Source organism: Lentzea sp. DG1S-22, from assembly GCF_036321065.1.
GTDB lineage: Bacteria > Actinomycetota > Actinomycetes > Mycobacteriales > Pseudonocardiaceae > Lentzea > Lentzea jiangxiensis.
Map to the genome: position 1 here is coordinate 7,210,515 of NZ_CP143276.1, position 26,442 is coordinate 7,236,956.

The window sequence follows — 26,442 nt, forward strand, 5'->3', positions numbered from 1 at the left end:
TTCGTCGCCTTTCGTGCGGATTCGTCCACCTCTCCGTTTTCCGGCGAGCGTTGTGGATCACCTCGTGGTTTGGTGTGTCCACACGCGGGGTAAGACGTCGCGCACCTGGAGTACTGTCCCCTCCTGGTTGTTGATGTTGGACTTTGTGGAACCCTGGGAGGTGGACGGTGACGATCTTGGCCGAGGCGGACCTGCGGCTGGATGCGGGACCGATCGACTACGCGTTGCTCGTCATCTACTTCGTCGTGGTGCTGGGCATCGGAGTCATGGCACGGCGATCCGTCTCCTCCAGCCTCGACTTCCTGCTGTCCGGGCGGTCGCTGCCGGCGTGGGTGACGGGTCTCGCGTTCATCTCCGCGAACCTCGGCGCGCTCGAGCTGATGGGCATGACGGCCAACGGCGCGCAGTACGGCATGGCGACCGTGCACTACTACTGGATCGGCGCCATCCCCGCGATGGTGTTCCTCGGTCTGGTGATGATGCCGTTCTACTACGGCTCGAAAGTGCGCAGTGTTCCCGAGTTCATGCGCCGCCGGTTCGGCAAGCCGGCCCACCTCGTCAACGCGATCAGCTTCGCCGTCGCGCAGATCCTGATCGCGGGCATCAACCTGTTCGCGCTCGCGGTGATCATCGACGCGCTGCTCGGGTGGCCGCTGCCGGTGTCGATCTGCGTCGCGGCGCTGGTGGTCCTCGCCTACACGACGCTCGGCGGTCTGTCCGCCGCGATCTACAACGAGGTGCTGCAGTTCTTCGTCATCGTGGCCGCGCTGGCGCCGTTGACGATCGTCGGCCTGATCAAGGTCGGCGGCTGGCAGGGCATCGTCGAGAAGGTCACCGACCAGGAGCAGCTCAGCGCGTTCCCCGCGACGGAGCTCACCGGCATCAACAGCCCGGTGTGGAGTGTGGTCGGGTTGGTGTTCGGTCTCGGCTTCGTGCTGTCGTTCGGGTACTGGACGACGAACTTCGCCGAGGTGCAGCGCGCGATGAGCGCCAAGTCCATGTCCGCGGCCAAGCGCACGCCGATCATCGGCGCGTACCCGAAGGCCCTGATCCCGGCGATCATCATCATCCCCGGCATCATCGCCGCGCTGATCGTGCCGGAGATGGCCCAGCTCAAAGCCGGCGACACGAGTGGCGGCGTGGCCTACAACGACGTGCTGCCCCTGCTGATGCGCGACCTTCTGCCGAACGGCATTCTCGGCATCGCGATCACGGGTCTGCTGGCGAGCTTCATGGCCGGTGTGGCGGCGAACGTCAGCTCGTTCAACACCGTCTTCACGTACGACCTGTGGCAGGACTACGTGAAGAAGGACCGGCCGGACGAGTACTACCTGCGCGTCGGGCGCCTGGCGACGGTCGGTGCGTGCGTCCTCGCGATCGGCACGGCGTTCATCGCGGCGGCGCTCGGCGGGTCCAACATCATGGACTACATCCAGGCGCTGTTCTCGTTCTTCAACGCGCCGCTGTTCGCGACGTTCATCCTCGGCATGTTCTGGAAGCGGATGACGCCGACCGCCGGCTGGGTCGGTCTGCTCGCGGGCACGTTCACCGCGATCTTCATCTACGCGATCTCGGAGCCGTCGTTCGGCATCGAGCTGCTGGAGCTGCCCGGCCAGGGCGCCAGCTTCCTCGGCGCGGGTCTGGCGTTCGTGGTCGACATCGTCGTGAGCGCCGCGGTCACGATGGTCACGCGGCCCAAGCCGGACAGCGAGCTCGTCGGGCTGGTCTACAGCCTCACGCCCAAGGAGGACAGGGCGCACTCCACCACGGGTGAGGACGCGGGCTGGTACCGCTCGCCCGCCCTGCTCGGTGGCGGTGTGCTGGCCCTGACCACCGTTCTCTACTTCATCTTCGGCTGAGGGAGGCCGCCATGAGGTTGTTCGACCTGCGACTCATCATCGCTTTCCTCTTCGGCCTGTACGGCGTTGTACTGGTCGTCGTCGGTCTCGGTTTCACGACGGACGAGGACCTGGAGAAGGCCGAAGGGGTCAACATCAACCTGTGGGCCGGCATCGCCATGGCGGTGCTGGCGGCGCTGTTCGCCGCGTGGGCGGTGCTGCGGCCTCAGTTCGCGGACACGGACAAGCAGCCGCTCAAGGAGCTATGACTGCGAACGACCGGGGTAAACAGGGTTGAAGGTCTCGATCGTCCACGCGTCGAGCCAGTTGATTGCGCGGCGAATTCGGTTGCGCACGTCTCTCCTCTTCTCGGGGTCTTCACCCTGTACAGCGCGCCGATCTTCTGAATCGTTCCCGTAGCGCTGCGTGACATGCGCCACGGAGCAACTCGGGGTACCGGCCACGAACCTCCGCGAAGGTCGCTACCGTGCACGTCGTGCCTCGTTTTCGTGCCGCCGCCGTGGTCGCCGCCGCCGCGCTGCTGATGGCCGGTTGTGCGACCGGTCCGGGTCTTGCCAAGACCAACTCGCCGCGCCGCACCGTGCAGGCAGGCGCCGACACGACGACGTCGGCCGAACCGTCGACCAGGTCGTCCGCGCCGGTGAACAAGCCGGTCGACCCCGCGTTCGCCGCGGAACGGCTGCGGCTGGTCAACCCGTGCGCGTTGATCGAGAAGGACCTGCTGCAGACCGTCGGCACGCCGTCGAGGTACACGAGCAGCAGCTACACGCGTTGCTCGAACTACATGAAGGACAAGGGCGGCAAGACGCTCAACGTCACGGTGGACATCGGTTACACCCTGACGTCCACCGAGCTGAAGAACGCCAAGAACACGATCGCGGGGCTCAAGAGCAGCGAGCAGAAGCTGACGTCGACGTGCGCGATCACGGCGGTCACGCAGGAGAACCCGCCGCAGGCCGTGCGCGTGCAGGTCGGCGTCGGCAGCGAGGGCGCGGAGCCGTGCGAGCCGGCGCGCAAGCTGCTCGAGGGCGTGGTGCGCAAGCTCAAGGGCAACCCGCAGAAGTACACCCCGCCCAAGGGGTCGCCGGTCGAGGTCGACCCGTGCGCGGTGGTGGACAAGGCGACGCTGGCACCCGTGGTCGGTGCGTCGCCGCGCATGCTCGCGTTCGGCCTGCACCAGTGCTCGTGGTCCGGCCAGAGCGCGCAGATGCAGATCGAGTTCAAGACGGCGCGCATCCCCAAGGACGGCAAGTTCGACTCCCAGTCCGCCGAGGTCGACCTGGGCGGGTCCAAGGGCTACCAGGTGCTGAAGGACGGCCCGTTCCCGACCTGCGAGCTCGTGGTGGTCCGCACCAAGGACTCGAGCGACGCGGGCGAGATCGTGGAGCTCAGCGTCGGTGCGACCAAGGAGAAGACGCTGGACCGCTGCCAGGCGGTGCAGGCCTTCGCCAAGGGCGTCATCCCCAGCCTGCCCTCGTGACCGCGACCCGGTCGGGGGACCGGCGAGGCGACGCGGGGGCTGAAAGTTGTCCCAGTACCCGTTAGGGTCGAGGTTACTGGCGAGTACCGGGAGGGCCCCATGACGCAGACCGCTTCGGACAGCGCGCTGTCGGCCGATGGCGAGCAGCGGCGGTTCGCATCACTGGACCCGCGCACGGGCGAGGTCGTCGCGCACCACCCGATCCACACGGCCGCCGAGGTCGAGGACGCGGTGACGTCGGCACGCGACGCCGCGGCGTGGTGGGCGGGCCTCGGCTTCGAGGGGCGCAAGACCAAGCTCGACGCGTGGCGCAAGATCCTGTCGCAGCGCGCGGACGAGTTCATCGCGCTGATCAGCTCGGAGACCGGCAAGCCGGCCGACGACTCCCGCGTCGAGGTCGCGCTGGTCATGGACCACCTGCACTGGGCCGCGCGGCACGCCGGTCGCGTGCTGGGCAAGCGCCGGGTCTCGTCGGGCATGCTGATGTTCAACCACAGCGCGACGCTGGAGTACCGGCCGTTGGGCGTCATCGGCGTCATCGGGCCGTGGAACTACCCGGCGCACACGCCGATGGGGTCGATCTCGTACGCGCTGGCCGCCGGCAACGCCGTGGTGTTCAAGCCCTCGGAGTTCACGCCGGGCGTCGGCACGTTCCTCGCCTCGACCTTCACCGAGGCGGTACCGGAGTACCCGGTGTTCCAGGTGGTCACCGGCTTCGGCGAGACCGGTGCGGCGCTGTGCGCGTCCGGTGTCGACAAGATCGCCTTCACGGGCTCCACGCGGACCGGCAAGAAGGTCATGGCCGCGGCCGCCCGAACGCTGACCCCGGTGCTGGTCGAGTGCGGCGGCAAGGACGCGCTGATCGTCGACTCCGACGCCGACCTGAACGCCGCCGCCGAGGCCGCGATCTGGGGAGCGGTGTCCAACGCGGGCCAGACGTGCGCGGGCGTGGAGCGGATCTACGTGGCAGAGAAGGTCGCGGACGAGTTCACCGAGATCCTGGTGAAGCGGGCGAAGAAGCTCAAGCCGGGCGGCGAGCCGAACGCGAACCTCGGGCCGATCACCATGCCGTCGCAGGTGGAGGTCATCCGCGAGCACGTGCGGGACGCGCTGGACCGCGGCGGCAAGGCCCTCGTGGGCGGGCCGGAGTCGATCAGGCCGCCGTACGTCGAGCCGGTGGTGCTCACGGACGTGCCGGAGGACTCGCTGGCGATCACGGAGGAGACCTTCGGGCCGACCGTGGTGGTCAACCGGGTGCCGAACGCGCTGGAGGGCGTGCGGCTCGCGAACAGGTCGAAGTACGGGCTGGGCGCGGCCGTCTTCTCGAAGTCGCGCGGCGAGGAGCTGGCGGCGGAGCTGCGGGTCGGCATGGTGTCGGTCAACTCGGTGCTGACCTACGCGGCGATCCCGGGGCTGCCGTTCGGTGGTGTCGGCGACTCCGGCTTCGGGCGCATCCACGGCGAGGACGGGCTGCGCGAGTTCGCCTACGCCAAGGCCGTGACGAAGCAGAGGTTCGCGTCGCTGATCGACATGGCGACGTTCGACAGGTCGTCCATGGCGGGCAAGCAGATGCTGCGCCTCGCGCGGATGCTCTTCGGTCGCTGAAAGAGCACCCGCGCGGGCGGGTGTCAGGCGCCGAGCTGCTTCTCGAGGTCGTCGAGGACCACGTTCGCGGCGAGCACGCCGAGGCCGAGGAAGTAGGTCTCGTCCTGCACCGGCTTGGCCTTGCCGCCCTTGACGGCGTTGAGCCCGCTCCACAGCGGGCCGCCGAGCACTGCGGCCTGCGCGGTCTTGGCCGGGTCGCCGTAGGTGGAGTAGACGACGAAGTCGGCGTCGGCCTTGCCGATCTCCTCGGCGCTCACCTCGGCGGCCAGGTCGTCCACCTGGGACGGTGACGGCTGCGGGATCTTGGCGTCGATCAGGATCGTGCCGATGAAGGACTTCTTGGCGTACAGGCGGATGCGGCCGGGCATGAAGCGCAGCGCCGTCACGGTCGGGCGCACGCCGAGCTTCTTCTCGATGGCGGTGCCGGTCTCGACGGCCTTGTTCGTGTAGTCCTCGAGCATCTTCGCGGCGTCGGCCTGGCGGTCGAGCGCGGCGGCGTTGAGCAGGAAGTTCTCCTTCCACACGTAGCCGGGACGCACCGAGAAGACGGTCGGGGCGATCGCCGAGAGCTTCGGGTAGAGGGCCTCCGCGCGCAGCTGCGAGCCCAGGATGAGGTCCGGGTTCAGCTTGGTGATCGCCTCGAGGTTGAGGTTGTTCGTGGTGCCGACGTTCTCGGGCGCGCCGCCCTTCTCGCCGATGTAGGACGGCATGGTGGGGGAGCCGTCGGTGTAGGCGATGCCGACCGGCTTGATGCCGAGCGCCACGACGTTGTCGAGCTCGCCGGTGTCGAGCACGATCACCCGTTCGGGTTTCTTCTCGAGCGTGGTCTCACCCATCGCGTGCTTGATCGTGCGGGGGAACTCGCCGGGCTTCTGCGTCGTGCCGAAACCGTTGCTCAGCTGGGTGGCCTTGCCGAAGTCGTCGCCGCCCTGGGCGACGGTGGGCTTCTCCGGCGTGCTGGTGCAGGCGGTCAGGGTCAGGGCGACTGCTGCGAGCAGCGCTGCTCTCTTCGGCACGACGTTGTTCCTCCACTACGGAACGTGAGGTTGACCCGCGGTTGTTAGGGCAGGCTAACGGTAGCCGGGTCCTTTGCCCGTTCCGAGTGTCAGACCCCCGGAGTAAGAAGGAACACGGTCACCGCCGATCGGGAGGTCTGTTCGATGAAGAAGATCATCAATGATCCGGAAACCGTGGTGCAGGACTCGCTGCGGGGGATGCAGGCCGCCCATTCCGATCTGCTGACCGTGCACCACGACCCGGCGGTCGTCGTGCGCGCGGATGCTCCGGTTCCGGGCAAGGTCGCGATCATCTCCGGGGGAGGGGCGGGCCACGAGCCGTTGCACGGCGGGTTCGTCGGGCGCGGCATGCTCGACGCCGCCTGTCCCGGTGCCGTGTTCACCTCGCCGACGCCGGACCAGGTGCTGGCCGCGGTCTCGAAGACCGACGGCGGCGCCGGGGCGTTGCTGGTCGTGAAGAACTACACCGGCGACGTGCTGAACTTCGAGACCGCCGGTGAGCTGGCGGAGTCCGAGGTCAGGTCGGTCGTGATCGACGACGACGTGGCGGTGAAGGACTCGCTGTACACGGCCGGGCGCCGCGGCGTCGGCGGCACGGTGCTGCTGGAGAAGATCGTGGGCGCGGCGGCGGAGCGCGGCGACGACCTGGCTGCCTGTGAGGCGTTGGCGTTGCGAGTCATCGCGTCGGTGCGTTCGATGGGTCTGGCGCTGACCTCGTGCACGGTGCCGCACGTGGGCTCGCCGTCGTTCGAGCTGGCGGACGACGAGATGGAGGTCGGCATCGGCATCCACGGCGAGCCGGGCCGTCGGAAGGTCGCGGCCGGGACGGCGTCGGAGATGGTGTCGGCGTTGCTGGAGCCGATCCTCTCCGACCTGCCGTTCTCCCCGGGCGACCGGGTGTTGCTGTTCACGAACTCGATGGGCGGGACTCCGTTGATGGAGCTGTACTTGGCACACGGCATCGCGGAGCAGTTGCTGGCGGATCGGGGGATCACGGTGGAACGCAGACTGGTCGGCCCGTACATCACGAGCCTGGAGATGCAGGGCATGAGCATCACGCTGTTGAAGCTGGACGACGAGATGGTCTCGCTGTGGGACGCGCCCGTCCACACGCCCGCGCTGCGGTGGGGGGTCTGAGGTGGGGTGCACGGCAGCGGACGTCGTGGCGGCACTGCGAGCCGCCGCGGCCGTCGTCCAGGAGCACCGCGACGAACTGGTGCGCCTCGACCAGGCGATCGGCGACGCCGACCACGGCGAGAACATGAAGCGCGGCTTCACCGCGCTGCTGTCCCGTTTGGACGCAGAGCCGCCCGGCACGCCCGGCAAGGTGCTGAAGCTCGTGGCCACCACGCTGATCTCGACGGTCGGCGGCGCGGCGGGCCCCCTGTACGGCACCGCCTTCCTGCGCGCCTCGGCCGCGGTCGGCGACGCCGCCGAACTGGAGCCCGCCGCCGTCGCGCGAGCCCTGCAGGCGGCCCTGGACGGCGTGGTGGCCCGCGGCAAGGCCGCGGTGGGCGACAAGACGATGGTCGACGCCCTGACACCGGCCGTGGCGGCGGCCGAGGGCGTGGACGGCTCAGTGGCCGCGGCGTTGTCCGCGGCCGCCGACGCCGCCGAGGAAGGCGCCGCCTCGACGGTGCCGATGGTGGCGCGCAAGGGCCGGGCCTCGTACCTCGGCGAGCGCAGCGCGGGTCACCTCGACCCGGGAGCCCGCTCGACGGCGCTGCTGCTGCGCGCCTTCGCCGACGCGGCGGCCAGGGCATGACCGCCGGCGCCGGCCGCGTGGGCCTGGTGGTCGTGTCGCACAGCGACATGCTGGCGAACGGCGTGGCCGAACTGGCCGCGCAGATGGCCCCCGACGTGGCCGTGCTGCCCGTGGGCGGCACGGAGGAGGGCGGCCTGGGCACCGACTACGGCGCGGTCGTCGAAGCGCTGGCCGACGCCGACTCCGGCGCCGGCGTCGTGGTCCTCTACGACCTCGGCAGCGCCAAGATGACCGCGGAGATGGCGGTCGAGTCGGCGGACGACCCGTCCCGCTACACCCTGGTGGACGCGCCCCTGGTCGAGGGCGCGGTGGCCGCCTCCGTGGCAGCGCAGGGAGGCGCGGCGCTGGCGGACGTCGCGGCCGCCGCCGAACGGGCGTCCGGCGACGTCCCGGCAGCCGCCCCGGCCCGTCCCGAACTGCAGCTGGTGCCGGACGCGGTGACGGCGGAAGTCCTGCTCACCAACGAGGTCGGCCTGCACGCGCGGCCGGCCGCACTGCTGGCGCGCACCGTCGCCGAGCTCGACGCCGACGTGGTCGTCCGCTACGGCGCCGAGGAGGCGAACGCCGCGAGCGTGCTGGCGCTGATGGGCCTGAGCGCGCCGGGCGGCAAGTCGATCACGGTGGTCGCCACGGGCAAGGACGCGGGCGAGGCGGTGCGGCGCATCCAGGAGCTGGCGGAGAGGGGGTTCGACGACTAGCGCCACCCAGCGGGATGGTTGGCGCGGCCCGGCTCGCGTGGTTGGTCGCCGTACGGCATGGAAGCTGTGCGGCGCGGAAGCTGCGCGGGCAAGGCTCCGAGGAACGCGGCGGCCGGAGCAAGGCTGGGCGCAGCATGGCTTCGTACCGTTGAGCTGTGTCGCGCGGCCCGGTGCTGAGGGCCGCGCCGCCGGCCCTCGTCCGCGCAATCCCGTCGCGCACGGGCCTCCGCCTCCGGACCGTCGGGCGGTCCCCTCACATGGCGCAGCCATGCGTTCCTCCACACGGGTTCAACAGGCAAAACGCTCTGCCAGGCCCTCACCCTGGACCGATCACTGTTTCGATCCCGATGGCGAAGCTCACGGCCTCGTCCCGCGCGAGGAGTGGCATAGTCGCCCGCAAGTTACTCCTTGGTAGCCCACGCTTTACCCCGCAGGGAGGTCTGCAGTGGCGCGCGAAATCAACACCGTCGGAGTCGTCGGCTTCGGAACCATGGGCGCGGGCATCGTGGAGGTACTCGCACGCACCGGGCTCGCGGTGAAGGTCGTCGACGTCGACGCGGCGGGTGTCGAGCGCGGGCTCGGGCACCTGGAGCATTCGACGGAGCGGGCCGTCCGGCGCGAGAAGCTCACCGGTGACGAGAAGGCCGCGTTGCACGGGCGGGTCACGACGAGCCTCGACCTGGCGAGCCTCGCGGACTGCGACCTGGTGGTCGAGGCGGTGCCGGAGAACATCGAGCTCAAGGCGCGGATCTTCCAGGAGCTCGACGGGATCCTGGCGCCCGAGGCGATCATCGCGTCGAACACGTCGTCGTTGTCGATCACCGAGATCGGCGTGCACACCAAGCGGCCCGGCAAGGTCGTCGGCCTGCACTTCTTCAACCCCACGCAGGTGTTGAAGCTGGTCGAGGTCGTGCGCACGGTCGTCACGGAACCCGATGTGATCACGGACGTCGTGGCGTTCACCGAGCGGCTGGGCAAGTCGCCGGTCGTGATCGGGGACAGGGCCGGGTTCATCGCGAACGCCCTGCTGTTCCCGTACCTCAACCACGCCGTCAAGATGCTCGAGTCGAAGTACGCGACGCGCGAGGACCTCGACGCGGCCATGCGGTACGGCTGCGGGTACCCGATGGGTCCGCTGGCGCTGTTGGACCTCATCGGTCTCGACACCGCGTACGAAATCCTCGACACGATGTACCACCAGTCGCGCAACCGCTTGCACTCGCCGGCGCCGCTGCTCAAGCAGATGATCACGGCCGGTCTGCTGGGCAGGAAGTCCGGGCGCGGCTTCTACACCTACGACGGTCCGGATTCGCCGGTCGTCGTCGACGACGTGCACACGCCGTCCCAGGTGGACAGCGCTGTGCGGACGCGTGAGGTGCAGCGGGTCGGTGTGATCGGCACGGGCACGATGGCGACGGGCATCGCGGAGGTGTTCGCCAAGCGCGGGTACGACGTCGTGCTGCGCGCCCGCAGCCTGGACAAGGCCGACAAGGCGATCGGCGCGGTGCGCAAGTCGCTGGAGCGCGCGGTCAGCAGGGGCAAGCTGTCCGAGGAGGACCGCGACGCGACGCTCGCGCGCCTCTCACCCGCGGTGGAGTTCGTGGAGCTGGCCGACTGCGACCTGGTCGTCGAGGCCGTGGCCGAGGAGATCGGGATCAAGAAGGAGGTCTTCGCGGCGCTCGACGAGGTGTGCAAGCCCGGCGCGGTGCTCGCGACGACGACGTCCTCGCTGCCCGTCATCGAGGTCGCGGCGGCCACGTCGAGGCCCGCGGACGTCGTGGGCCTGCACTTCTTCAACCCCGCGCAGGTCATGAAGCTCGTGGAGGTCGTCGAGACGATCTCCACGGCCGCCGACGTGGTGGCGACGGCTCGCAAGATCTGCCTCGACCTCGGCAAGCACCCGGTGCACTGCGGCGACGTGGCGGGGTTCATCGTGAACGCGCTCCTCTTCCCGTACCTCAACGACGCGGTGAAGATGCTGGAGGCGCACTACGCCGGGGCCGACGACATCGACAACGCGATGAAGGTCGGCTGCGGCCTGCCGATGGGACCGTTCGCGCTGCTGGACGTCGTGGGGCTGGACGTGTCGCTGGCGATCCAGCGCACGCTCTACAACGAGTTCCGCGAGCCCGGCTTCGCGCCGGCGCCGCTGCTGGAACACCTGGTGACGGCCGGTCGCCTCGGCCGCAAGACGGGCAAGGGGTTCCGGGACTACTCGTGATCCGCTAACAGGGGCACCATGTCGCGTCTGGCATGGTGGGTGCATGCGGCGACTGGTGCTCCTGTTGGCTGTCCTCGTGCTCGCGTCCGGCTGTGCCCGGACGTCGGTTGAGGGCAGTCCGGTCGCGCAGGCGCCGCTCGACGCCACGTCGCCGTTCGACCAGGAGGGCTCGGCCGACCCGAGCGCGTCCGCCGATCCCGAGGACCCGGAGACGGCGCCGGTCGACGGTGAGGTCTCGCCGATCTGCGCGAAGCTGAAGTGGACGGACCTGCCGTACCCCGGCACGAAGGCCGAGACGCCGCCGACGCAGATCAACTACGACTCGACGTTCGACCAGTCGTGCAGGTGGACGACGAAGATCGACGACGTCGAGGTGGGCGTCTCCCTGCGGTACCGCGAGGGCAAGCAGATCACGATCGAGCGCACCACCGGCGAGTGGGACGTGAAGGACCACAAGGTCACGTACCTCGACCGCTCCGGCGACGAGGAGGTCGAACCGTCGTGCGTGCTCGTGGTGCCCTATGAGGGCGGCGGGCTCGGCATCATCGTCATCGACTCGTCCGGCAAGTTCGGCAGCGTCTGCGACCAGGGCCGCAAGATCGCCGAAGTGATGATCGACCGCGAGACGGCCTAGCCGCAGCAGCCGCCACCGCAGCACCCGCCGCCACTGCCCGCGGGGGCCTGCCGGGTGCCGCCGATGCCCGCCATCGACAGCAGTTTCACGGTGTCGGCGTGCCCGTCGGGGCAGCTCGCCGGCGAGGACGACTCGCTCATCGGGCGCTGCAGCTCGAAGGTGTCGTCGCAGGTTCGGCAACGGAACTCGTAGGTCGGCACGCCCCGATTCTACGAGCGGTTACCGTGTGGCCGTGCCACGCCGCAACAGCCCCAAACCGGAAGACCACCGACCACTCGGCGGTGGCGTCGGCTGGGCGCGCGCCGAGTCGGGTCCGGACGGCGGCGACTGGCTGGTCCGCGCGATCTCGGGCTCGCAGGCGCAGAAGACCTACCGCTGCCCCGGCTGCGACCACGAGATCCGCCCCGGGGTGCCGCACGTCGTGGCGTGGCCCGCCGAGGACCTGGGCTCGGTGGAGGAGCGCCGGCACTGGCACCAGGGGTGCTGGGACGCCCGCGGCCGGCGTGGGCCGACCGCGCGCCGCTGGTGACCTAGAGACCGACCTGCTTGCGCCACCGCTCCAGCCGGGCGCGGAACTCCTCCGGCTGCTCGACGGGCGGCAGGTGGCCCGCGTTCTCGATGCGTTCGCTGGTGGAGTGCTTGAGGTTGATCGCGAGCTTCGCGGCCACGTCGGGCGGCGTGAGCTCGTCGTGCTCACCCACGAGCACGAGCGACGGGACGTCCAGCGACTCCAGCACGTCCGTCGAGTCGGGGCGCTTCGCCATGGCGCGCTGCCACCACGCCACGTCCTCGGCCCGCTGCTCCAGGATCATGGTGCGGGTCAGCGCCCGCGCGGTGTCCGAGGCGCCGGGGCCCAGCAGGTTCGGCAGCATCGCGTCGGCGAGCCACTCACCGACGCCCTCGCGTTCGACCCGGTCCGCCATCGCGTGCCGGTTCGCGACGGCCTCGGGTGCGTCCGCGGTGTGCTTGGTGTCGACGAAGACCAAGCCCTTGACGCGTTCCGGTGCACGCCTGACCAGCGCCATCGCCACGTAGCCGCCCATCGAGCACCCGCCGAGCACGACGCGGTCGAGGTTGCGCTCGTCGAGCACGCCCAGGACCTGGACGGCGACCGAGTCGAGGTCCGGCTCGCCCCGCCCCCGCAGGGACGGCGTCAGCGCGCCCGGCACGTCCCACATCCGCGCGTCGAGCGGAAAGGCGTGCAGCAGCACCAGATCGTCCATCAGCTCTCCCACTCCGGCGCCAGCACCGACCACACCTCGACGTCCTGCCGGACCCCGCGGTGCAGGGAGTACGAGCGCAGCACCCCGTCCCTGGTCATCCCGAGCCGCCGTGCGACAGCGATGCTGGGCGCGTTCGCCGACGACACGAGCCACTCAACCCGATGCACGCCGCGCTCGCGAATCGCCCAGTCGATCAGCACCTTCGACGCCTGCGTGACCAGCCCCCGGCCGGTCGCGGCCGGCTCCAGCCAGCACCCGACCTCCGCGCGTCCCTGCGGGATGTCCATGACCCGGAACAACACGCCACCGACGAGCTCGTCGTCGAGCCAGATCCCGAAGATCCGCCCGGTGTCGGTCGCCGCTTTGTCCGCGTAGCTCTGCAAGAGCCGGCGCGCGGACTCCAGGTCCCCGGCCGCGCCCGCGAACCCGATGTGCTGCCCGATGAAGTCGCGCCCGCGCTCCATGTGCGCGAAGAACTCCTCGGCCTGCCAGGGCTCCAGCGGCCTCAGCTCGGCACCGCCTGTGCCCAGCGCTTTCACGAACATCCTGTTCCCCCAAGATGGTGTGTGTGTCCACGCGAATCGTATTTATATGACGCGTGCACACCGGCGGCGAGCGCAAAACAGGGGTCCCTGAGCGGGACCCCTGCTCGAGTTCAGCTTTGCGCCGTCAGGACGCCGCGGCGGTCAGGACTTCTTGGCGGTCTGCGGGCGGGCGAGCTTGGCCGTGGGGCCGTCGACCTGGGGTGCCTGGGCCGGCTTGGCGGGCGCGGGCTGAGCGGACTGCGGAGCCGAGACGGGCTTGGCCGGGGCAGCGGCCTGCTGGGCAGGCGCCTGCGGAGCCGCGGGCTGTGCCGGAGCGGCCTTCTGCGCCTGGACCTGCGGTGCGGCCTTGGCCGGCGCAGCAGCCGGAGCCGGAGCAGCCGGAGCCGGGGCAGGTGCGCTGCTCTGAGCGGGAGCGCCGCCCTGAGCGGGAGCCGGAGGCGTGGGCGCCTTCTCCTCCTCCACGGGGTCGAGCAGCGGCACGACGTCCTGCAGCGCCGTCCGCACGTTGTGGAGCTGGTGCGAGAGGCGGTTGCGGAGGTTGCGGAGCTGTTCGACGCGCTGCGTGGCGGCCGTGGTGCGGCGGTTGGCTTCCTCGGTGGCCTCGCGGACGCGGCGGTTCGCCTCGTCGGTGGCCTCCTGGATGCGGGCGGTGGCCTCGGCGATGGCGTCGTGGCGGCGGCGGTTGGCCTCTTCGGTGGCCTCGCGGACGCGGCGCTCGGCCTCGGCCTTCGAGGCGGTCTGCTCGGCGGCGATGGCGGCGCGGACGCGGGCGGCCTCCTCGGCCGCCTCGCGCACGCGGCGGTCCGCCTCGGCCTTGGAGGTGGCCTCCTGGGTGGCCAGGGTGGCCATCGCCTCGGAGCGGCGGGCGGCCATCGCGATCTCGAAGTCCTCTTCGACGGTCACGCGGCGCTGCTCGGACTCGTCGGCGATCTTGCGGGCGGAGGCCTCCGCCTCGGAGACGATCTTCTCCGCCTCGTTGCGCGCGGTGTCGAGGACGCCCCTGTGCTCGGCCTCCATCGCGGCGCGGCGCTCGTCGAGCTCCGCGATCAGCTTCTCGTAGCGCTGGCGCAGCACACCCGCGTCGGCTTCCGCCTTGGCGCGGATGTGCCCGCCCTCCGCCTCGGCACGGGCCTTGATCTCGTTGGCCTCGTCCTGGGCCAGCCGCAGCATGCGCTGGAGGCGCTCGGAGAGCCCCTCCAGCGTCGTCGGCGGCAGTGACAGGCGCTCCACCTGGTTGCGCATCTCGGTGATCTCCGAGCGTGCGGCTTCCAGCTGGCGCGCCAGGTCGGACGTCTGGGACACGGCGGCATCGCGGTCCGCGGCCAGCAGCCGCAGGTCCGAGTCGAGGCGTTCGAGGTGATCCTCGACCTGGGCGCGGTCGTAACCGCGCTTGACGATGTCGAAGCCGGATCCCAGTGGGACGAGGTCACGGTCGTCGGCGAGGCCCATGCCCCTCACGCTACCCGTTCGGGTCACCCCCGAAGGTCACACACCCCGGAATCGATTGATAGCTGTGAGGTGCTTCGCGCGCAGTTCGTGATCAAGCACACCCAGACCCTCTTCCGGCGCAAGGCACAGCACGCCGACCTTGCCCTGGTGCACGTTGCGGTGGACGTCGTGCGCGGCTTGGCCCGTCTCGTCCATTGAGTACACCTTGGACACCGTCGGGTGGATCTTTCCCTTGGCGATCAAGCGGTTCGCCTCCCACGCCTCGCGGTAGTTCGCGAAGTGGGACGACAGGATGTGCTTGAGGTTCATCCACAGGTAGCGGTTGTCGTACTGGTGCATGTACCCGGAGGTCGACGCGCACGTCACGATCTTGCCGCCCTTGCGCGCCACGAACACCGACGCGCCGAACGTCTCCCGGCCGGGGTGCTCGAACACGATGTCCGGGTCCTCGCCGCCGGTCAGCTCGCGGATCTTCGCGCCGAAGCGCTTCCACTCGCGCGGGTCCTGCTCGTGCTCGTTCTTCCAGAACCGGTAGCCCTCGGCGGAGCGGTCGATGATCAGTTCGGCGCCCATCGAACGGACGATCTCCGCCTTCTCCGGCGAGGAGACGACGCAGATCGGCGTCGCGCCGCCGTTCAGCGCGAACTGCGTCGCGTACGAGCCGAGCCCGCCGGACGCGCCCCAGATCAGGACGGTGTCGCCCTGCTTCATGTTCGCGCCGTTGGTCGACACCAGCTGCCGGTACGCGGTGGAGTTCACCAGGCCCGGCGACGCCGCCTCCTCCCACGTGAGGTGCTTCGGCATCGGCATCAGCTGGTTCGACTTCACCAGCGCGAGGTCGGCGAGGCCGCCGAAGTTCGTCTCGAAGCCCCAGATCCGCTGCTGGGGGTCGAGCATCGTGTCGTTGTGGCCGTCCGGCGCCTCCAGCGGCACGTCGAGGCAGTGCGCCACGACGCGGTCGCCCGGCTTCCACGCCGTGACACCGGGCCCGACGCGCACGACGACGCCGGCCAGGTCCGATCCCACGACGTGGTACGGCAGGTCGTGCCGGCCGCCCAGCTTCTTCAGGAAGCCGAACGTGGACACCGGCTCGAAGATCGAGGTCCACACGGTGTTGTAGTTGATCGCGGAGGCCATGACGGCCACCAGCGCCTCGCCGGGACCGAGCTCCGGCGTGGCGACCTCGTCCACGTGCAGCGACTTGCGCGGGTCCTTGTCCCGCGTCTCGAGGCCCGCGAACATGTCGGCCTCGTCCGCGTGCACCGTCACGCCCCGATAGCTCTCCGGAACGTCCAAGGAACCGATCGCGTCCAGCTCGTCGGCCAGGATCGCGTCAAGGATCTTCTGCACGGCGGCATTCCTTCCCGAGTGAGGGATAGTCGCAGGTTGCCGGAGGTTACTCATGGGTAACCGATTCAGAATCGCGCTTGTGAGGGATTCCACTCCGAACAACCCGGACGGAGGACGGCGTGGGGAATCCGGCCGCGAGTCGCGGTGTCAGTGCCCTGCCGCGGCGGGTTCGACCAGCTCGATGAGCACGCCGCCCGCGTCCTTCGGGTGCACGAAGTTGACCCGGCTGTTCGACGTGCCGCGCTTGGCCGCGTCGTAGAGCAGGCGCAGCCCCTTGGCCCGCAGCGCGTCGGCCGCGACGTCCACATCGGACACCCGGTAGGCCAGCTGCTGCAGGCCGGGGCCCGAACGGCCGATGAACTTCGCGATCGTGGAGTCCTCGTTCAGCGGCGCCAGCAGCTGGATCGCGGTGCCGCCGTGGTCGCCGGGCGCGTGCAGCATCGCCTCGCGCACGCCCTGCTCCTCGTTGACCTCCTCGTGGGCCACCTCGAGGCCGAAGTTGTCGCGGTAGAACGCGATGGCCACGTCGAGATCGGGCACGGCGATGCCCACGTGGTCGATCGCGGTCACGAATCGAGCGAGTTCTGCGTTCATGGTTGGCGAGGGTATCCACGGGATCGGTGCAGGTGCTCCTGTGCGGGGTCTCACACGATTACCGCCGGGTAGCCGCCGGTATGGTGCTTGGTTAACGACCGTTCGCTCTTCCAATGGAGGCAGTTGTGTCCGGTTCCGTGATCGTCGCCGGGGCGCGCACCCCGATGGGCCGACTGCTGGGATCGCTCAAGGACTTCTCGGGCGCCCAGCTGGGTGGCGTCGCGATCAAGGCGGCACTGGAGCGCGCGGGCGTCGCCCCCGAGCAGGTGCAGTACGTGATCATGGGTCAGGTGCTCACCGCGGGAGCTGGCCAGATCCCCGCCCGCCAGGCCGCGGTGGCCGCCGGCATCCCCATGAGCGTTCCCGCGCTCACCATCAACAAGGTCTGCCTGTCCGGCATCGACGCGATCGCGCTGGCCGACCAGCTGATCCGCGCCGGTGAGTTCGACGTCGTCGTGGCCGGTGGCCAGGAGTCGATGACCCAGGCGCCGCACCTGCTGCCGAAGACCCGCGGCGGCTACAAGTACGGCGACGTGACGATGGTCGACCACATGGCGCACGACGGCCTGTTCTGCGCGTTCGACCAGGTCGCCATGGGCGTCTCGACCGAGAAGTACAACAGCCGCTACGGCATCACCCGCGAGGAGCAGGACGCGTTCTCCGCGCGTTCGCACCAGCTCGCCGCCAAGGCCGCCCAGAACGGCGTGTTCGACGCCGAGATCGCGCCGGTCGAGATCCCGCAGCGCAAGGGCGACCCTGTCCTGTTCTCGACCGACGAGGGCGTCCGCGGCGACACGACCGCCGACACCCTCGGCAAGCTGCGCCCGGCGTTCGCCGCGGACGGCACCATCACCGCGGGCTCGGCGTCGCAGATCTCCGACGGCGCGGCCGCGGTCGTCGTGATGAGCAAGGCCAAGGCCGAGGAACTGGGCCTGGAGTGGATCGCGGAGATCGGCGCCCACGGCGTCGTCGCGGGCCCGGACGCCTCGCTGCACGAGCAGCCGTCGAACGCCATCAAGGCCGCCTGCGCCAAGGAGGGCATCGACCCCGCCTCCCTCGACCTCGTCGAGATCAACGAGGCGTTCGCGGCCGTCGGCATCGTCTCCTCCCGCGAGCTCGGCATCCCGGAGGACAAGGTCAACGTCAACGGCGGCGCCATCGCGCTCGGCCACCCGATCGGCATGTCCGGCGCCCGCATCGCCCTGCACCTCGCCCTGGAGCTGCAGCGGCGTGGCGGCGGCGTGGGTGCCGCGGCGCTCTGCGGTGGTGGTGGCCAGGGCGACGCCCTGATCATCCGCGTGCCCGCCAAGGCCTAGTGTCGGCCTGTGGCCGTTGACGTACCAGGACTGGTCGACCGCGCGCGTGACGGCGAGCCGCGCGCGGTCGCCAGGCTGATCTCCCTGGTGGAGCAGGGCAGCGCCCGCCTCCCGGAGGTGGCCGCCGCCCTGGCTCCCCACACGGGCCACGCCCAGGTGATCGGCCTGACCGGCGCCCCCGGCGTCGGCAAGTCGACCTCCACCAACGCCCTCGTCCGCGCCTACCGCGACCAGGGCAAGCGCGTGGCGGTCATCGCCGTCGACCCGTCGAGCCCGTTCTCCGGCGGCGCGCTGCTCGGCGACCGCGTCCGGATGGGCGACCACGCGACCGACCAGGGCGTCTTCATCCGCTCGATGGCCACCCGTGGCCACCTCGGCGGCCTCTCCTGGGCCACGCCGCAGGCCCTGCGCGTGCTCGACGCGGCCGGCTTCGACGTGATCCTCGTGGAAACGGTCGGCGTGGGTCAGTCCGAGGTCGAGGTGGTCGCCCTGGCCGACACGACGGTCGTGCTCCTGGCGCCGGGGATGGGCGACGGCATCCAGGCCGCGAAGGCGGGCATCCTGGAGATCGCCGACGTCTTCGTCGTCAACAAGGCCGACCGCGACGGCGCCGACCAGACGGCCCGCGACCTCAAGTACATGATCTCCCTGGGCCGCCGCGACCGGGAAGGCCCGTCCTGGCGCGTCCCGGTCGTCAAAACGGTCGCCGCCCGCATGGAGGGCGTCGACCGCGTCGTCGAGGCGATCGCGGACCACCACACCTGGATGACCACCCACGGCGAGCTGCGGGAACGCCGCCTGCGCCGAGCGGGAGCCGAGATCGAGGCGTTGGCCGTGGAACGCGTCCGCACCCGCCTCGGCCCGGCCGACCAGCTGGCGAAGCGCGTGGTCGAGGGCGAACTGGACCCGTTCGCCGCCGCGGAGATGCTGATCAGCGGTAACCTGCGGCCATGACCGCTTGGGGAGCGCCTCAGCCCGTCGTCCTCGACCTCGGCAAGAGCGACACCCGCAAAGTCCTGATCGGCGGCTCCGTGGCCGGAGTCCTGGGTGTTCTCGCCCTGGTCGGCGCCGTCACCGCCTTCGTCGACGGCGAACCGGTCGGCGGCAGCATCGCGGCCGTCATCGGCATCGCGTTCACCGGCATCGGCGTCATGGCCGTGGTGAAGTGGAAGACCATCTCCCGCCCCCGCAAGCTCGTCATCGAGCACCAGGGCATCCGCCTCGACGACCCGCAGGGCGCCCCGTGGGCCGTGGCCTGGCAGGACCTGGGCGCGATCTCGATCTCCCGGACGCAGGAACGAGCGGTCCAGCTCGCCGACGCCCTGGTCCGCCGCACCCTGGTCCGCGTCGACCTGCACCCGCGCGACCCGCACCGGTTCCGCCCGGCACACCCGACCATGGAACCCCTGTGGGAGTTCCACCGCGTGCAGAACGGCTACCGCCTCCCCCTGGGCGACTCGGCGGGCTTCATCGCACCGCTGGACCACGGCCTGCGCACCTTCGCGCCGTCGATCTACCGCGGGGTGCTCGACGAGGGCTTCACCGTCGGTCTGCACTGACGGCCAGCCGGGGCAGGTAGCGCGGGGCGATGCCGAGGGGAGTCGGCAACCCGCCAGGCGCGAAGGTGACTCGGCCGCATCGGCGACCCCTCGACGCGGGCTGACCCGCCTCAGCCCCACCAAGCCGGCCCGCGCAGCCCTTCACCCTTCTGCGCACCCAAGACCCTCCTCCACTCTGAGTAGCCCCGAATTTCACTGCTTGCAGTGATGGTCTCCCGCTTGACTACGCAGTGGAGTTACCCTCAGTCGTTCGTGCGGTGTCCTTCGAGCCCCCAAGGGGGTGAAGCCGTGGGCGGCAACGTGAGCACTGAACAGCGCGTCCTCGACGTCGTCCTCTCGTTCGCCGAGGACGAAACGCTGCCCGGCCTGCTCCGCCACGTGGTCGAGTCCGCCTGCGAGCTGACCGGTGCCCCGTACGGCGCCCTGGCGGTGATCAACGGCCACCGGGAGCTGGCCGAGTTCACCGCCGACGGCCAGGTCGAGGTCACCGCCGGCGATCCCCGCTCCATCGGCGCGGCCGACTTCCTGGGCGCCCCCGTCCAGGTCCAGGACGACACCTTCGGCAACCTCTTCCTGAGCGGGAAACCGCAGTTCACCGCCCAGGACAGGGACGTCCTCGCCGCCATCGCCACCGCGGCGGGCTCGGCCGTGGGGCACCTCGACCGCTACGAGCAGACCCGCAAGCGCGAGGTCTGGCTGCGGGCGGCGGCCGAGGTCACCACGAACCTCCTCACCGGCACGAACGGCCGGGACGCGCTCTACCTCGTCGCGCAGACGGCGCGCCGGACCGCGAACGCGGACTTCGCGGCCGTCGTGCTCCCGGACCACAACGGCGACCTCGTCATCGAGGTCACCGACGGCGGCGCGTACGACGCCGAGGGCATGCGGGTGCCCAGGGAGGGCACGGTCAGCTACCGCGTCTACGAGTCGGGCCGGGCCGAGTGCCACGACGAGGGCACCATCCCGACGGTGCCGGGGCCGTGCGCGGTCGTGCCGCTGGCGGTGGGGGACAGGACGATCGGCGTGCTCATCGTCGCGCGGCCGAAGAACGAGCCGAGCTTCGACGACCCCGAGCTCATCGAGGCGTTCGCCGCTCAGGCCGCGCTCGTCCTCGAGTTCACGAAGGCGCAGGCCGACACCGAGCGGGTCGCGGTGCTGGAGGACCGCGACCGCATCGCGCGCGATCTGCACGACCTGGTCATCCAAAGGCTCTTCGGGCTCGGCCTCGGCCTGCAGGGGCTGACCGGCATGAGCACGAAGCCCCAGCTCACCGAGCGGATCAGCGGGTTCGTCGAGGAGGTCGACCACACGATCCGCGAGATCCGCCGCACCATCTTCTCGCTGCAGGAACCGCCGTCGGGCAGCACGAGCCTGCGCGGTCAGCTGCTCAACGCGGTGCACGAGTCCGCGCGGCTGCTCGGCTTCGACCCGGACGTCTCGCTGGAGGGACCGCTCGACACGGTCGTGCCCGACGAGGTCAGGCCCGACCTGCTGGCCACGCTCCGGGAGGCCCTCACCAACGTCGTGCGGCACGCGCGGGCGAAGCACGTCGCCGTCGCCGTCAGCGTCGACCGCACGGTCACGAGCCTGGAGCTGCTCGTCAAGGACGACGGCCGCGGCTTGCCGTTGGCCGACGATCCGGCGGGCGCGCCCCAGCACGCGGGCGGGCTCGCGAACATGGCCGCTCGGGCGCGGCGCCACCACGGCGACTGCGCGGTGGACTCGATCCCCGGGGCGGGGGTGAGCATCACCTGGTTCGTCCCGCTGGTGCTGCAGGAGGCGAGATGGCGATAGCGGTGCTCTTGGTGGACGACCACGAGATCGTGCGGCGCGGGCTGGTGCAGCTGCTCGCGCAGGCGGAGGACATCGACGTCGTGGGGCAGGCCGACAGCGCGACGGCCGCCGTCACGCAGGCGCCGCGGCTGCGGCCCGACGTGGCGATCATCGACGTGCGGTTGCCCGACGGCGACGGCGTCACGGTGTGCCGGGAGATCAGGAGCCTGGTGCAACCGCCGCCCGCGTGCCTGATGCTCACGTCCTACTCGGACGACGAAGCGCTGTTCGGCGCGATCATGGCGGGTGCGTCCGGGTACATGCTCAAGGAGGTGTCGGGCAACGACCTCGTCGCCGCGGTCCGCACCCTGGCCTCCGGCGGGTCGCTCCTGCACGCCGGCGTCACGGCGACCGTGCTGCAACGGCTGCGGGGCGGGCCGGAGGAGGACCCGCGCTACGCCGCGCTCAGCCCGCAGGAACGCCGGATCCTCGACCTCATCGCCGAGGGCATGACGAACCGGCAGATCGCGAACAGGCTGTTCCTCGCGGAGAAGACCGTCAAGAACTACGTGTCGAGCCTGCTGCACAAGCTCGGCTTCGACCGCCGCACGGAGGCGGGCGTCTACGCGGCCCGGCGCAGACGCGCCCACCCCGGCACCTTCTAGGCGATCTTCGGGACCGGCTGCGGAGCGGCCGCGGCCGGAACCTCCTTCTCCGCCAGGCGTTCCGTCTTCGCCCACGTGGTGCGCCGGGCGAAGTGCCGGTACAGCGCGCGCAACGTCGAGATCGAGCCTATGACCAGGAACACCGGGTACGCGAGACCCACGAGCAGGCACCGCGGCAGCGGCTCGTCGTGGTTCCTCAGGCGGTGCACGACACCCCAGATCAGGCCGGGCAGCACCAGGGCCACCAGCCACATCGCGAGTGCCGACAGGGCGTTCGGGCCGTTCGCGGTGAACCCGGCGAACTCGTGGCCGCTGAACCGCGCGTAGAAGTTCACGCCCACCAGCGCGGTGACGAGCAACGTCATCGGCGCCACCAGCCACGGCGTCAGCAGGTACTGCAGGAACTCGAGCAGCGCGACCGATCCCACGGTCTTGGCCCGGACGAGCTTCGGCACGTACCGCAGGCACTGCAGGTTGCCCTGACCCCAGCGGGTGCGCTGGCGCAGCAGCCGCTTCACGTCGACCAGGCCCTGCTGGGTGATCGTCGCGTGCGTGGCGTAGCGGATCCGCCGGCCCGCCAGGTGCACGCGCAGACCCAGCTCCAGGTCCTCGACCAGGCAGGCCGACCACGGCGCGTCGCCGAGGCCGGTCAACGCCGACAGCCGCACGAACTGCCCGTTGCCGCCGAGACCGACCGTGCCGACGACGTCGCGCAGCGACTGCGAGGCGTCCACCACGCAGCCGAACTCCAGGTCCTGCAGGAACGCCAGCAGGTTGGCGCGGTTGTGGATCCGGACACGGCACTGCACCGCGCCGACGGCCCGGTGCGCGAAGAGCGCGGAGATCTCGGTCAGCATGCCGGGCTCACCGCGGCCGTCGCCGTCGATGACGCCGACGATCGTGCGGTGGACCGTGCAGGCTTCCTCGGCGATGCCGCGGACGTAGCGGTACGCGTGGTTCAGCGCCTCGCCCTTGCCCCTGCGGGCGTCCGGGGGAGTGCGCCTCAGCACGTGCAGGCGGTGGTCGTCGATCTCGGCCAGGACGCGCGGTGTGCCGTCGTCGGAACCGTCGTCCACGACGACGACCTGAACCGGAGTGTGAGCGCTGTCCAACGCGAGCGCGGAACGCACCGTGTTGGCTACGACGCGTTCCTCGTTCAACGCGGGAATGATGATCCAGTACTGCAACGGGTACCGCGTCGGCACTTTCGGTCCGCCCGGTTTCGGGCGCAGCCAGACGAACACCGCGAGCACCAGGTTGTAACCGGGCCAGAACACGAGCATGACGAGCATGAACGTGGCCAATTGTGTCGTTCCTGTCATGACACAAACCTGTCCGCGAAATCGGTTGCGCTGACGACAACAGTGATCGGGATGTGGAGTTGATTCATTCCGGGCTCCTGGTAACGATGCGCCGGACCGGTGCGAGATACCGGGCAGCAGGGCCAGGAGCTGGTGTTGGTGGCGAGACCAGGGGTTGACGGAGCGGAGCGTCAACCGGCCATATCGAGGGCGAATGCGCCTTTGTTACACGAGGTGCGCATTGTCGATCATCGAGGTGGCGGTACCCGCGCGAGGCGGATACCGGTTGATTGTGAGCGACCACCGAGTCGCTGTGCGTATTGGCGCACGTTCGCCGCGCGTGCCCGAGTGGTGCAAAGAGGTAGAAGATGGGTCCAAGTGCCCTGGTGCCCGGCCCCCGGCGGTTCTGCGGGGGTGGGGTTCCCGAAGTCCTCCTGGTCGCGGGAACGCGTCCGGAAGCGGTGAAGATGGCGCCGGTCGCCGCCGCCATGTACGCCGGCGGCCGGATCCGGCCCGTGCTGGTGAACTCGGGGCAGCACCCCGGGATGGTCGACCAGGCGCTCGAGTCGTTCGGCTTCGCCGCGGACGTGACGCTCGAGCTGAACCGCGTCACGGGCGGCCAGGCCGAGCTGACCAGCCGGCTGATCGCGGAGTTCGACCGGCTCTTCACCGAGCGCGTGCCCGGCGCGGTGCTCGTGCAGGGCGACACGACGACGACGCTCGCGGGCGCTCTCGTCGCGTTCTGGAGTCAGATCCCCGTCGTGCACCTCGAGGCAGGCCTGCGCTCGCACGACCTGACCTCGCCGTTCCCCGAGGAGGGGAACCGCAGGATGGTCGGCCAGCTCGCGTCGCTGCACCTCACCCCGACCGCCGACTCCGCCGCGCACCTCGCCGCGGAGTCCCTGCGGGGCAACAACGTCCTCACCATCGGCAACACCGTGGTGGACGCCGTGCTGGACGTCGCCACCCGGCGCGCCCCCTACGGCGACGCCCGGCTGCAGGAACTCGAGAACCGTGTCCACAGCGGACAATCCCGGCTGGTTCTCGTCACCACGCATCGGCGCGAGTCGTGGGGTGAGCCGCTCGACCGCGTGCTGCACGCCGTGGAGGACATCGTGCGGGCACGCCCCGACGTCGAGGTCGTGCTGCCCGCGCACCCGAACCCCGCCGTGCGCGCGCAGGTCGTGGACGTGCTCGGCGGCGTCGGCCGCGTCACCATCACCGACCCGCTGCCGTACGCGCAGATGGCCCGGCTGCTCGCGCAGTGCACGCTGGTGCTGTCCGACTCGGGCGGCATCCAGGAGGAGGCGCCGTCGTTCGGCGTCCCGGCCCTGGTGCTGCGGGACGTGACCGAGCGCATGGAGGCCGTGGACGCGGGCTGCGCCGTGCTCGTCGGCACCGACCGCGAGCGGATCACGTCGCTCACCCTGCGCCTGCTCGACACCCCGTCCGCGCGCCAGGCGATGACAGCGGACGGCAACCCGTTCGGCGACGGCCTCGCCTCCGTGCGCACCGAACAGGCGCTCGCCTGGCTGCTGGGCATGCAACAGCAGCGCCCCGACGAGTTCGCTCCTTGTGCGGGCAGCGCGACCGTGCGCCTGCCCGGAGAGGTGAATGTGGCATGAAGGCCAGACTTCTCGAGGTGGCCGCCGGGGTTGCCCTGGCGGTCGCGATGGTTCCCGCTCCCGCCCAGGCCGCGCCCCTCCCGCTGACCCCGGGCGCCGCCGGTGAACTGGTCGGGAGCACGTTGCCCGCGCCTCCGCTGACGAACAGCAAGCCGTCCGCGACGAGCACGCGCATCGCCCAGCGCACCACGCAGCCCGGCGTGGTCTCGACGGCGCTCGGCGTCGCGTCCGCGCAGGGCACGAACGGTGGGGGCGCGCCGGGGGCGAAGGCGTCGCAGAAGACGCTGGTCCTCTACGACAGCACCGGTCCCTGGGCGTGGCTGGGTGAGGCGTACGCGGTGCAGGCGGGCAACCTCGCCTCGCACGGCAGCTCGTACGTCATGCACCCGGTCGGCTCGTACGTCGCCGGGGAGATGTCCGGCTACACCGGCGTGATCTACATCGGCTCGACCTACGACGAGCCGATCCCCGTGCCGTTCCTCGACGACGTGCTCGCGGGCAGCAGGCCGGTGCTGTGGATGGCGCACAACATCTGGCAGCTCACCGCCCGTGCGCCGAACTTCCGGGCGACCTACGGCTGGAACTGGGTGCGGTACGACACCGGCGCGGCGACCACCGTCCGGTACGAGAACACGGACCTGGGCCGCAGCCCGCTCGCGACGCCGTCCGGTCTGATGATCACCTCGATCACGGACCCGGCCATCGCGTCGGTGCCGGCGGTCGCGACCGGCTCGGCGGCCGGACCGATCAACTGGGCCACCAGGGCGAAGAACCTCACCTACATCGGAGAGGTCCCGTTCAGCTACGTCGACCACGGCGACCGCTACCTCGCCGCGGCGGACCTGATCAGCAAGGTCTCGAACCCGGCGATGGCCGACCGCAAGCGGGCGCTGGTGCGCATCGAGGACGTCGGTCCCGACGCCGACCCGAACGAGCTGCGCGCGATCGCCGACTACCTGAGGTCGCAGGACATCCCGTTCGGCATCGCGGTCTACCCGCGCTTCGAGAACCCGCTCGGCGCCGGCAACGGCGGCGTGCCGGAGGCGGCCGACCTGGCACAGCGCCCGCAGGTCGTGAACGCGCTGAAGTACATGGTCCAGCGCGGCGGCACGATCCTGATGCACGGCTACACGCACCAGTTCGGGAAGCTCGTCAACCCGTACGACGGGCGCAGCGGCAACGACTTCGAGTTCTACCTCGCGCACGTCGACGAGAACGACAGCGTCGTCTACGACGGCCCGGTGCCCGGTGACTCGGCGGCGTGGATGCAGGGCAGGATCAACTCGGCTACCTCGGCACTCGCCGCGGCCGGGTTCGGCAGGCCGGCCGTCTTCGAGCCGCCGCACTACGCCGCGTCGGCCGTGGACTACGAGGTCGTCCAGCAGAACTTCGGCAAGCGCTACGACCGCGGCCTGTACTTCGCCGGGTACTGCCCGAACGGCGCCTGCGGAACGGGTGCGCCGCAGTACGACAAGATCTACGGCCAGTACTTCCCGTACCTGGTCCGCGACGTCTACGGCTCCGTCGTGGCGCCGGAGGCGGTGGGCAACGTCGAGCCGGAGCCGTTCAACAACCACCCCGCGCGCCTGCCGGCCGACCTGGTCGAGACGGCGCGACAGCTCAAGGTGGTCGATGATGGTGTCGCGAGCTTCTTCTACCACCCGTACCTCGGTACCGGGTACCTGCAGCAGACCGTCTCGGGGCTGAAGAGCGCGGGCTACCGGTTCGTGTCCGTCGGCACCGTGATGGCGGGCTGATCGGAGG

Annotated in this window: 25 protein-coding genes; 17 read left to right on the forward strand and 8 right to left on the reverse strand. The window is 70.4% G+C overall.

Annotated elements, in window-relative coordinates:
* Positions 1-167 precede the first annotated feature (167 nt).
* The 4 genes from V1227_RS34220 (at position 168) to V1227_RS34235 (ending at position 4,944) form a co-directional block, all read left to right on the forward strand.
* The gene (locus V1227_RS34220; protein WP_329789349.1) at positions 168-1,859 is read left to right on the forward strand and encodes a sodium:solute symporter family protein; all 1,692 of its coding nucleotides are present in this window, start codon (positions 168-170) and stop codon (positions 1,857-1,859) included.
* 11 nt (positions 1,860-1,870) lie between these two features.
* Positions 1,871-2,107, forward strand: coding sequence for a hypothetical protein (locus V1227_RS34225; protein WP_329789350.1), 237 nt, complete (start codon positions 1,871-1,873; stop codon positions 2,105-2,107).
* 227 nt (positions 2,108-2,334) lie between these two features.
* The gene (locus V1227_RS34230; RefSeq protein WP_329789351.1) at positions 2,335-3,339 is read left to right on the forward strand and encodes a hypothetical protein; all 1,005 of its coding nucleotides are present in this window, start codon (positions 2,335-2,337) and stop codon (positions 3,337-3,339) included.
* A 99-nt stretch (positions 3,340-3,438) separates the two neighbouring features.
* Positions 3,439-4,944, forward strand: a complete 1,506-nt coding sequence (locus V1227_RS34235) for an aldehyde dehydrogenase family protein (RefSeq protein ID WP_329789352.1) — start codon at positions 3,439-3,441, stop codon at positions 4,942-4,944.
* A 23-nt stretch (positions 4,945-4,967) separates the two neighbouring features.
* On the opposite strand, the gene V1227_RS34240 is transcribed toward V1227_RS34235, so the two are convergent.
* Positions 4,968-5,960 carry an ABC transporter substrate-binding protein gene (locus V1227_RS34240; protein ID WP_329789353.1) on the reverse strand — a complete coding sequence of 331 codons (993 nt, stop codon included), beginning with the start codon at positions 5,958-5,960 and terminating at the stop codon, positions 4,968-4,970.
* Between the two features lie 144 nt (positions 5,961-6,104).
* Between V1227_RS34240 and dhaK the strand changes: the two genes are divergently transcribed.
* The 5 genes from dhaK to V1227_RS34265 all read left to right on the forward strand — a co-directional run bounded on the left by dhaK (position 6,105) and on the right by V1227_RS34265 (position 11,278).
* The gene (gene dhaK / locus V1227_RS34245) at positions 6,105-7,097 is read left to right on the forward strand and encodes a dihydroxyacetone kinase subunit DhaK (RefSeq protein ID WP_329789354.1); all 993 of its coding nucleotides are present in this window, start codon (positions 6,105-6,107) and stop codon (positions 7,095-7,097) included.
* Position 7,098: 1 nt separating this feature from the next.
* Positions 7,099-7,725, forward strand: coding sequence for a dihydroxyacetone kinase subunit DhaL (dhaL, locus tag V1227_RS34250; protein WP_329789355.1), 627 nt, complete (start codon positions 7,099-7,101; stop codon positions 7,723-7,725).
* A complete protein-coding gene (gene dhaM / locus V1227_RS34255) occupies positions 7,722-8,423 on the forward strand; it encodes a dihydroxyacetone kinase phosphoryl donor subunit DhaM (RefSeq protein WP_329789356.1) in 702 nt (233 codons plus the stop codon). The genes dhaL and dhaM overlap by 4 nt, the downstream gene beginning before the upstream one ends.
* A 445-nt stretch (positions 8,424-8,868) precedes the next feature.
* Positions 8,869-10,644 carry a 3-hydroxyacyl-CoA dehydrogenase family protein gene (locus V1227_RS34260; RefSeq protein WP_329789357.1) on the forward strand — a complete coding sequence of 592 codons (1,776 nt, stop codon included), beginning with the start codon at positions 8,869-8,871 and terminating at the stop codon, positions 10,642-10,644.
* Positions 10,645-10,687: 43 nt separating this feature from the next.
* The gene (locus V1227_RS34265) at positions 10,688-11,278 is read left to right on the forward strand and encodes a DUF3558 domain-containing protein (protein ID WP_329789358.1); all 591 of its coding nucleotides are present in this window, start codon (positions 10,688-10,690) and stop codon (positions 11,276-11,278) included.
* Here the strand turns inward: V1227_RS34265 and V1227_RS34270 are convergent.
* The gene (locus tag V1227_RS34270; RefSeq protein WP_329789359.1) at positions 11,275-11,478 is read right to left on the reverse strand and encodes an FmdB family zinc ribbon protein; all 204 of its coding nucleotides are present in this window, start codon (positions 11,476-11,478) and stop codon (positions 11,275-11,277) included. The two genes, V1227_RS34265 and V1227_RS34270, sit on opposite strands and share 4 nt — an antisense overlap.
* A 32-nt stretch (positions 11,479-11,510) precedes the next feature.
* Between V1227_RS34270 and V1227_RS34275 the strand changes: the two genes are divergently transcribed.
* Entirely contained in the window at positions 11,511-11,807 is a 297-nt protein-coding gene (locus V1227_RS34275) for a hypothetical protein (RefSeq protein WP_329789360.1), read from the forward strand.
* Between the two features lies 1 nt (position 11,808).
* Here the strand turns inward: V1227_RS34275 and V1227_RS34280 are convergent, their stop codons facing one another.
* The 5 genes from V1227_RS34280 to mce all read right to left on the reverse strand — a co-directional run bounded on the left by V1227_RS34280 (position 11,809) and on the right by mce (position 16,439).
* Positions 11,809-12,501 carry an alpha/beta fold hydrolase gene (locus V1227_RS34280; protein ID WP_329789361.1) on the reverse strand — a complete coding sequence of 231 codons (693 nt, stop codon included), beginning with the start codon at positions 12,499-12,501 and terminating at the stop codon, positions 11,809-11,811.
* On the reverse strand, positions 12,501-13,046 hold the full coding sequence (locus V1227_RS34285; RefSeq protein WP_329789362.1) for a GNAT family N-acetyltransferase: 546 nt from the start codon (positions 13,044-13,046) through the stop codon (positions 12,501-12,503). The genes V1227_RS34280 and V1227_RS34285 overlap by 1 nt, the downstream gene beginning before the upstream one ends.
* 141 nt (positions 13,047-13,187) lie before the next feature.
* Entirely contained in the window at positions 13,188-14,495 is a 1,308-nt protein-coding gene (locus tag V1227_RS34290; RefSeq protein ID WP_329789363.1) for a chromosome segregation protein, read from the reverse strand.
* Between the two features lie 36 nt (positions 14,496-14,531).
* A complete protein-coding gene (gene ccrA, locus V1227_RS34295; RefSeq protein WP_329789364.1) occupies positions 14,532-15,845 on the reverse strand; it encodes a crotonyl-CoA carboxylase/reductase in 1,314 nt (437 codons plus the stop codon).
* 147 nt (positions 15,846-15,992) lie between these two features.
* Positions 15,993-16,439 (reverse strand): methylmalonyl-CoA epimerase, encoded by a 447-nt coding sequence (gene mce / locus V1227_RS34300; RefSeq protein ID WP_236216449.1) that lies wholly within the window; start codon positions 16,437-16,439, stop codon positions 15,993-15,995.
* A gap of 125 nt (positions 16,440-16,564) precedes the next feature.
* Here mce and V1227_RS34305 point away from each other — a divergent pair, with 125 nt between their 5' ends.
* The 5 genes from V1227_RS34305 to V1227_RS34325 all read left to right on the forward strand — a co-directional run bounded on the left by V1227_RS34305 (position 16,565) and on the right by V1227_RS34325 (position 21,752).
* Positions 16,565-17,755, forward strand: coding sequence for an acetyl-CoA C-acetyltransferase (locus V1227_RS34305; protein ID WP_329794177.1), 1,191 nt, complete (start codon positions 16,565-16,567; stop codon positions 17,753-17,755).
* A gap of 9 nt (positions 17,756-17,764) precedes the next feature.
* Positions 17,765-18,709 carry a methylmalonyl Co-A mutase-associated GTPase MeaB gene (gene meaB, locus V1227_RS34310; RefSeq protein ID WP_329789365.1) on the forward strand — a complete coding sequence of 315 codons (945 nt, stop codon included), beginning with the start codon at positions 17,765-17,767 and terminating at the stop codon, positions 18,707-18,709.
* Entirely contained in the window at positions 18,706-19,314 is a 609-nt protein-coding gene (locus V1227_RS34315) for a hypothetical protein (RefSeq protein WP_329789366.1), read from the forward strand. The genes meaB and V1227_RS34315 overlap by 4 nt, the downstream gene beginning before the upstream one ends.
* Before the next feature lie 288 nt (positions 19,315-19,602).
* Positions 19,603-21,108 carry a GAF domain-containing sensor histidine kinase gene (locus V1227_RS34320; RefSeq protein ID WP_329789367.1) on the forward strand — a complete coding sequence of 502 codons (1,506 nt, stop codon included), beginning with the start codon at positions 19,603-19,605 and terminating at the stop codon, positions 21,106-21,108.
* Positions 21,099-21,752 (forward strand): response regulator, encoded by a 654-nt coding sequence (locus V1227_RS34325; protein WP_090095274.1) that lies wholly within the window; start codon positions 21,099-21,101, stop codon positions 21,750-21,752. Before V1227_RS34320 ends, V1227_RS34325 begins: the two co-directional genes overlap by 10 nt.
* On the opposite strand, the gene V1227_RS34330 is transcribed toward V1227_RS34325, so the two are convergent.
* Positions 21,749-23,074, reverse strand: a complete 1,326-nt coding sequence (locus tag V1227_RS34330) for a glycosyltransferase family 2 protein (RefSeq protein ID WP_329789368.1) — start codon at positions 23,072-23,074, stop codon at positions 21,749-21,751. The genes V1227_RS34325 and V1227_RS34330 overlap by 4 nt on opposite strands.
* Positions 23,075-23,421: 347 nt before the next feature.
* On the opposite strand from V1227_RS34330, the gene wecB reads away from it, so the two are divergent.
* Both wecB and V1227_RS34340 read left to right on the forward strand, forming a co-directional pair.
* Positions 23,422-24,678 (forward strand): non-hydrolyzing UDP-N-acetylglucosamine 2-epimerase, encoded by a 1,257-nt coding sequence (gene wecB / locus V1227_RS34335; RefSeq protein ID WP_329789369.1) that lies wholly within the window; start codon positions 23,422-23,424, stop codon positions 24,676-24,678.
* Positions 24,675-26,435 (forward strand): polysaccharide deacetylase family protein, encoded by a 1,761-nt coding sequence (locus V1227_RS34340; RefSeq protein ID WP_329789370.1) that lies wholly within the window; start codon positions 24,675-24,677, stop codon positions 26,433-26,435. Before wecB ends, V1227_RS34340 begins: the two co-directional genes overlap by 4 nt.
* Positions 26,436-26,442: the final 7 nt, after the last annotated feature.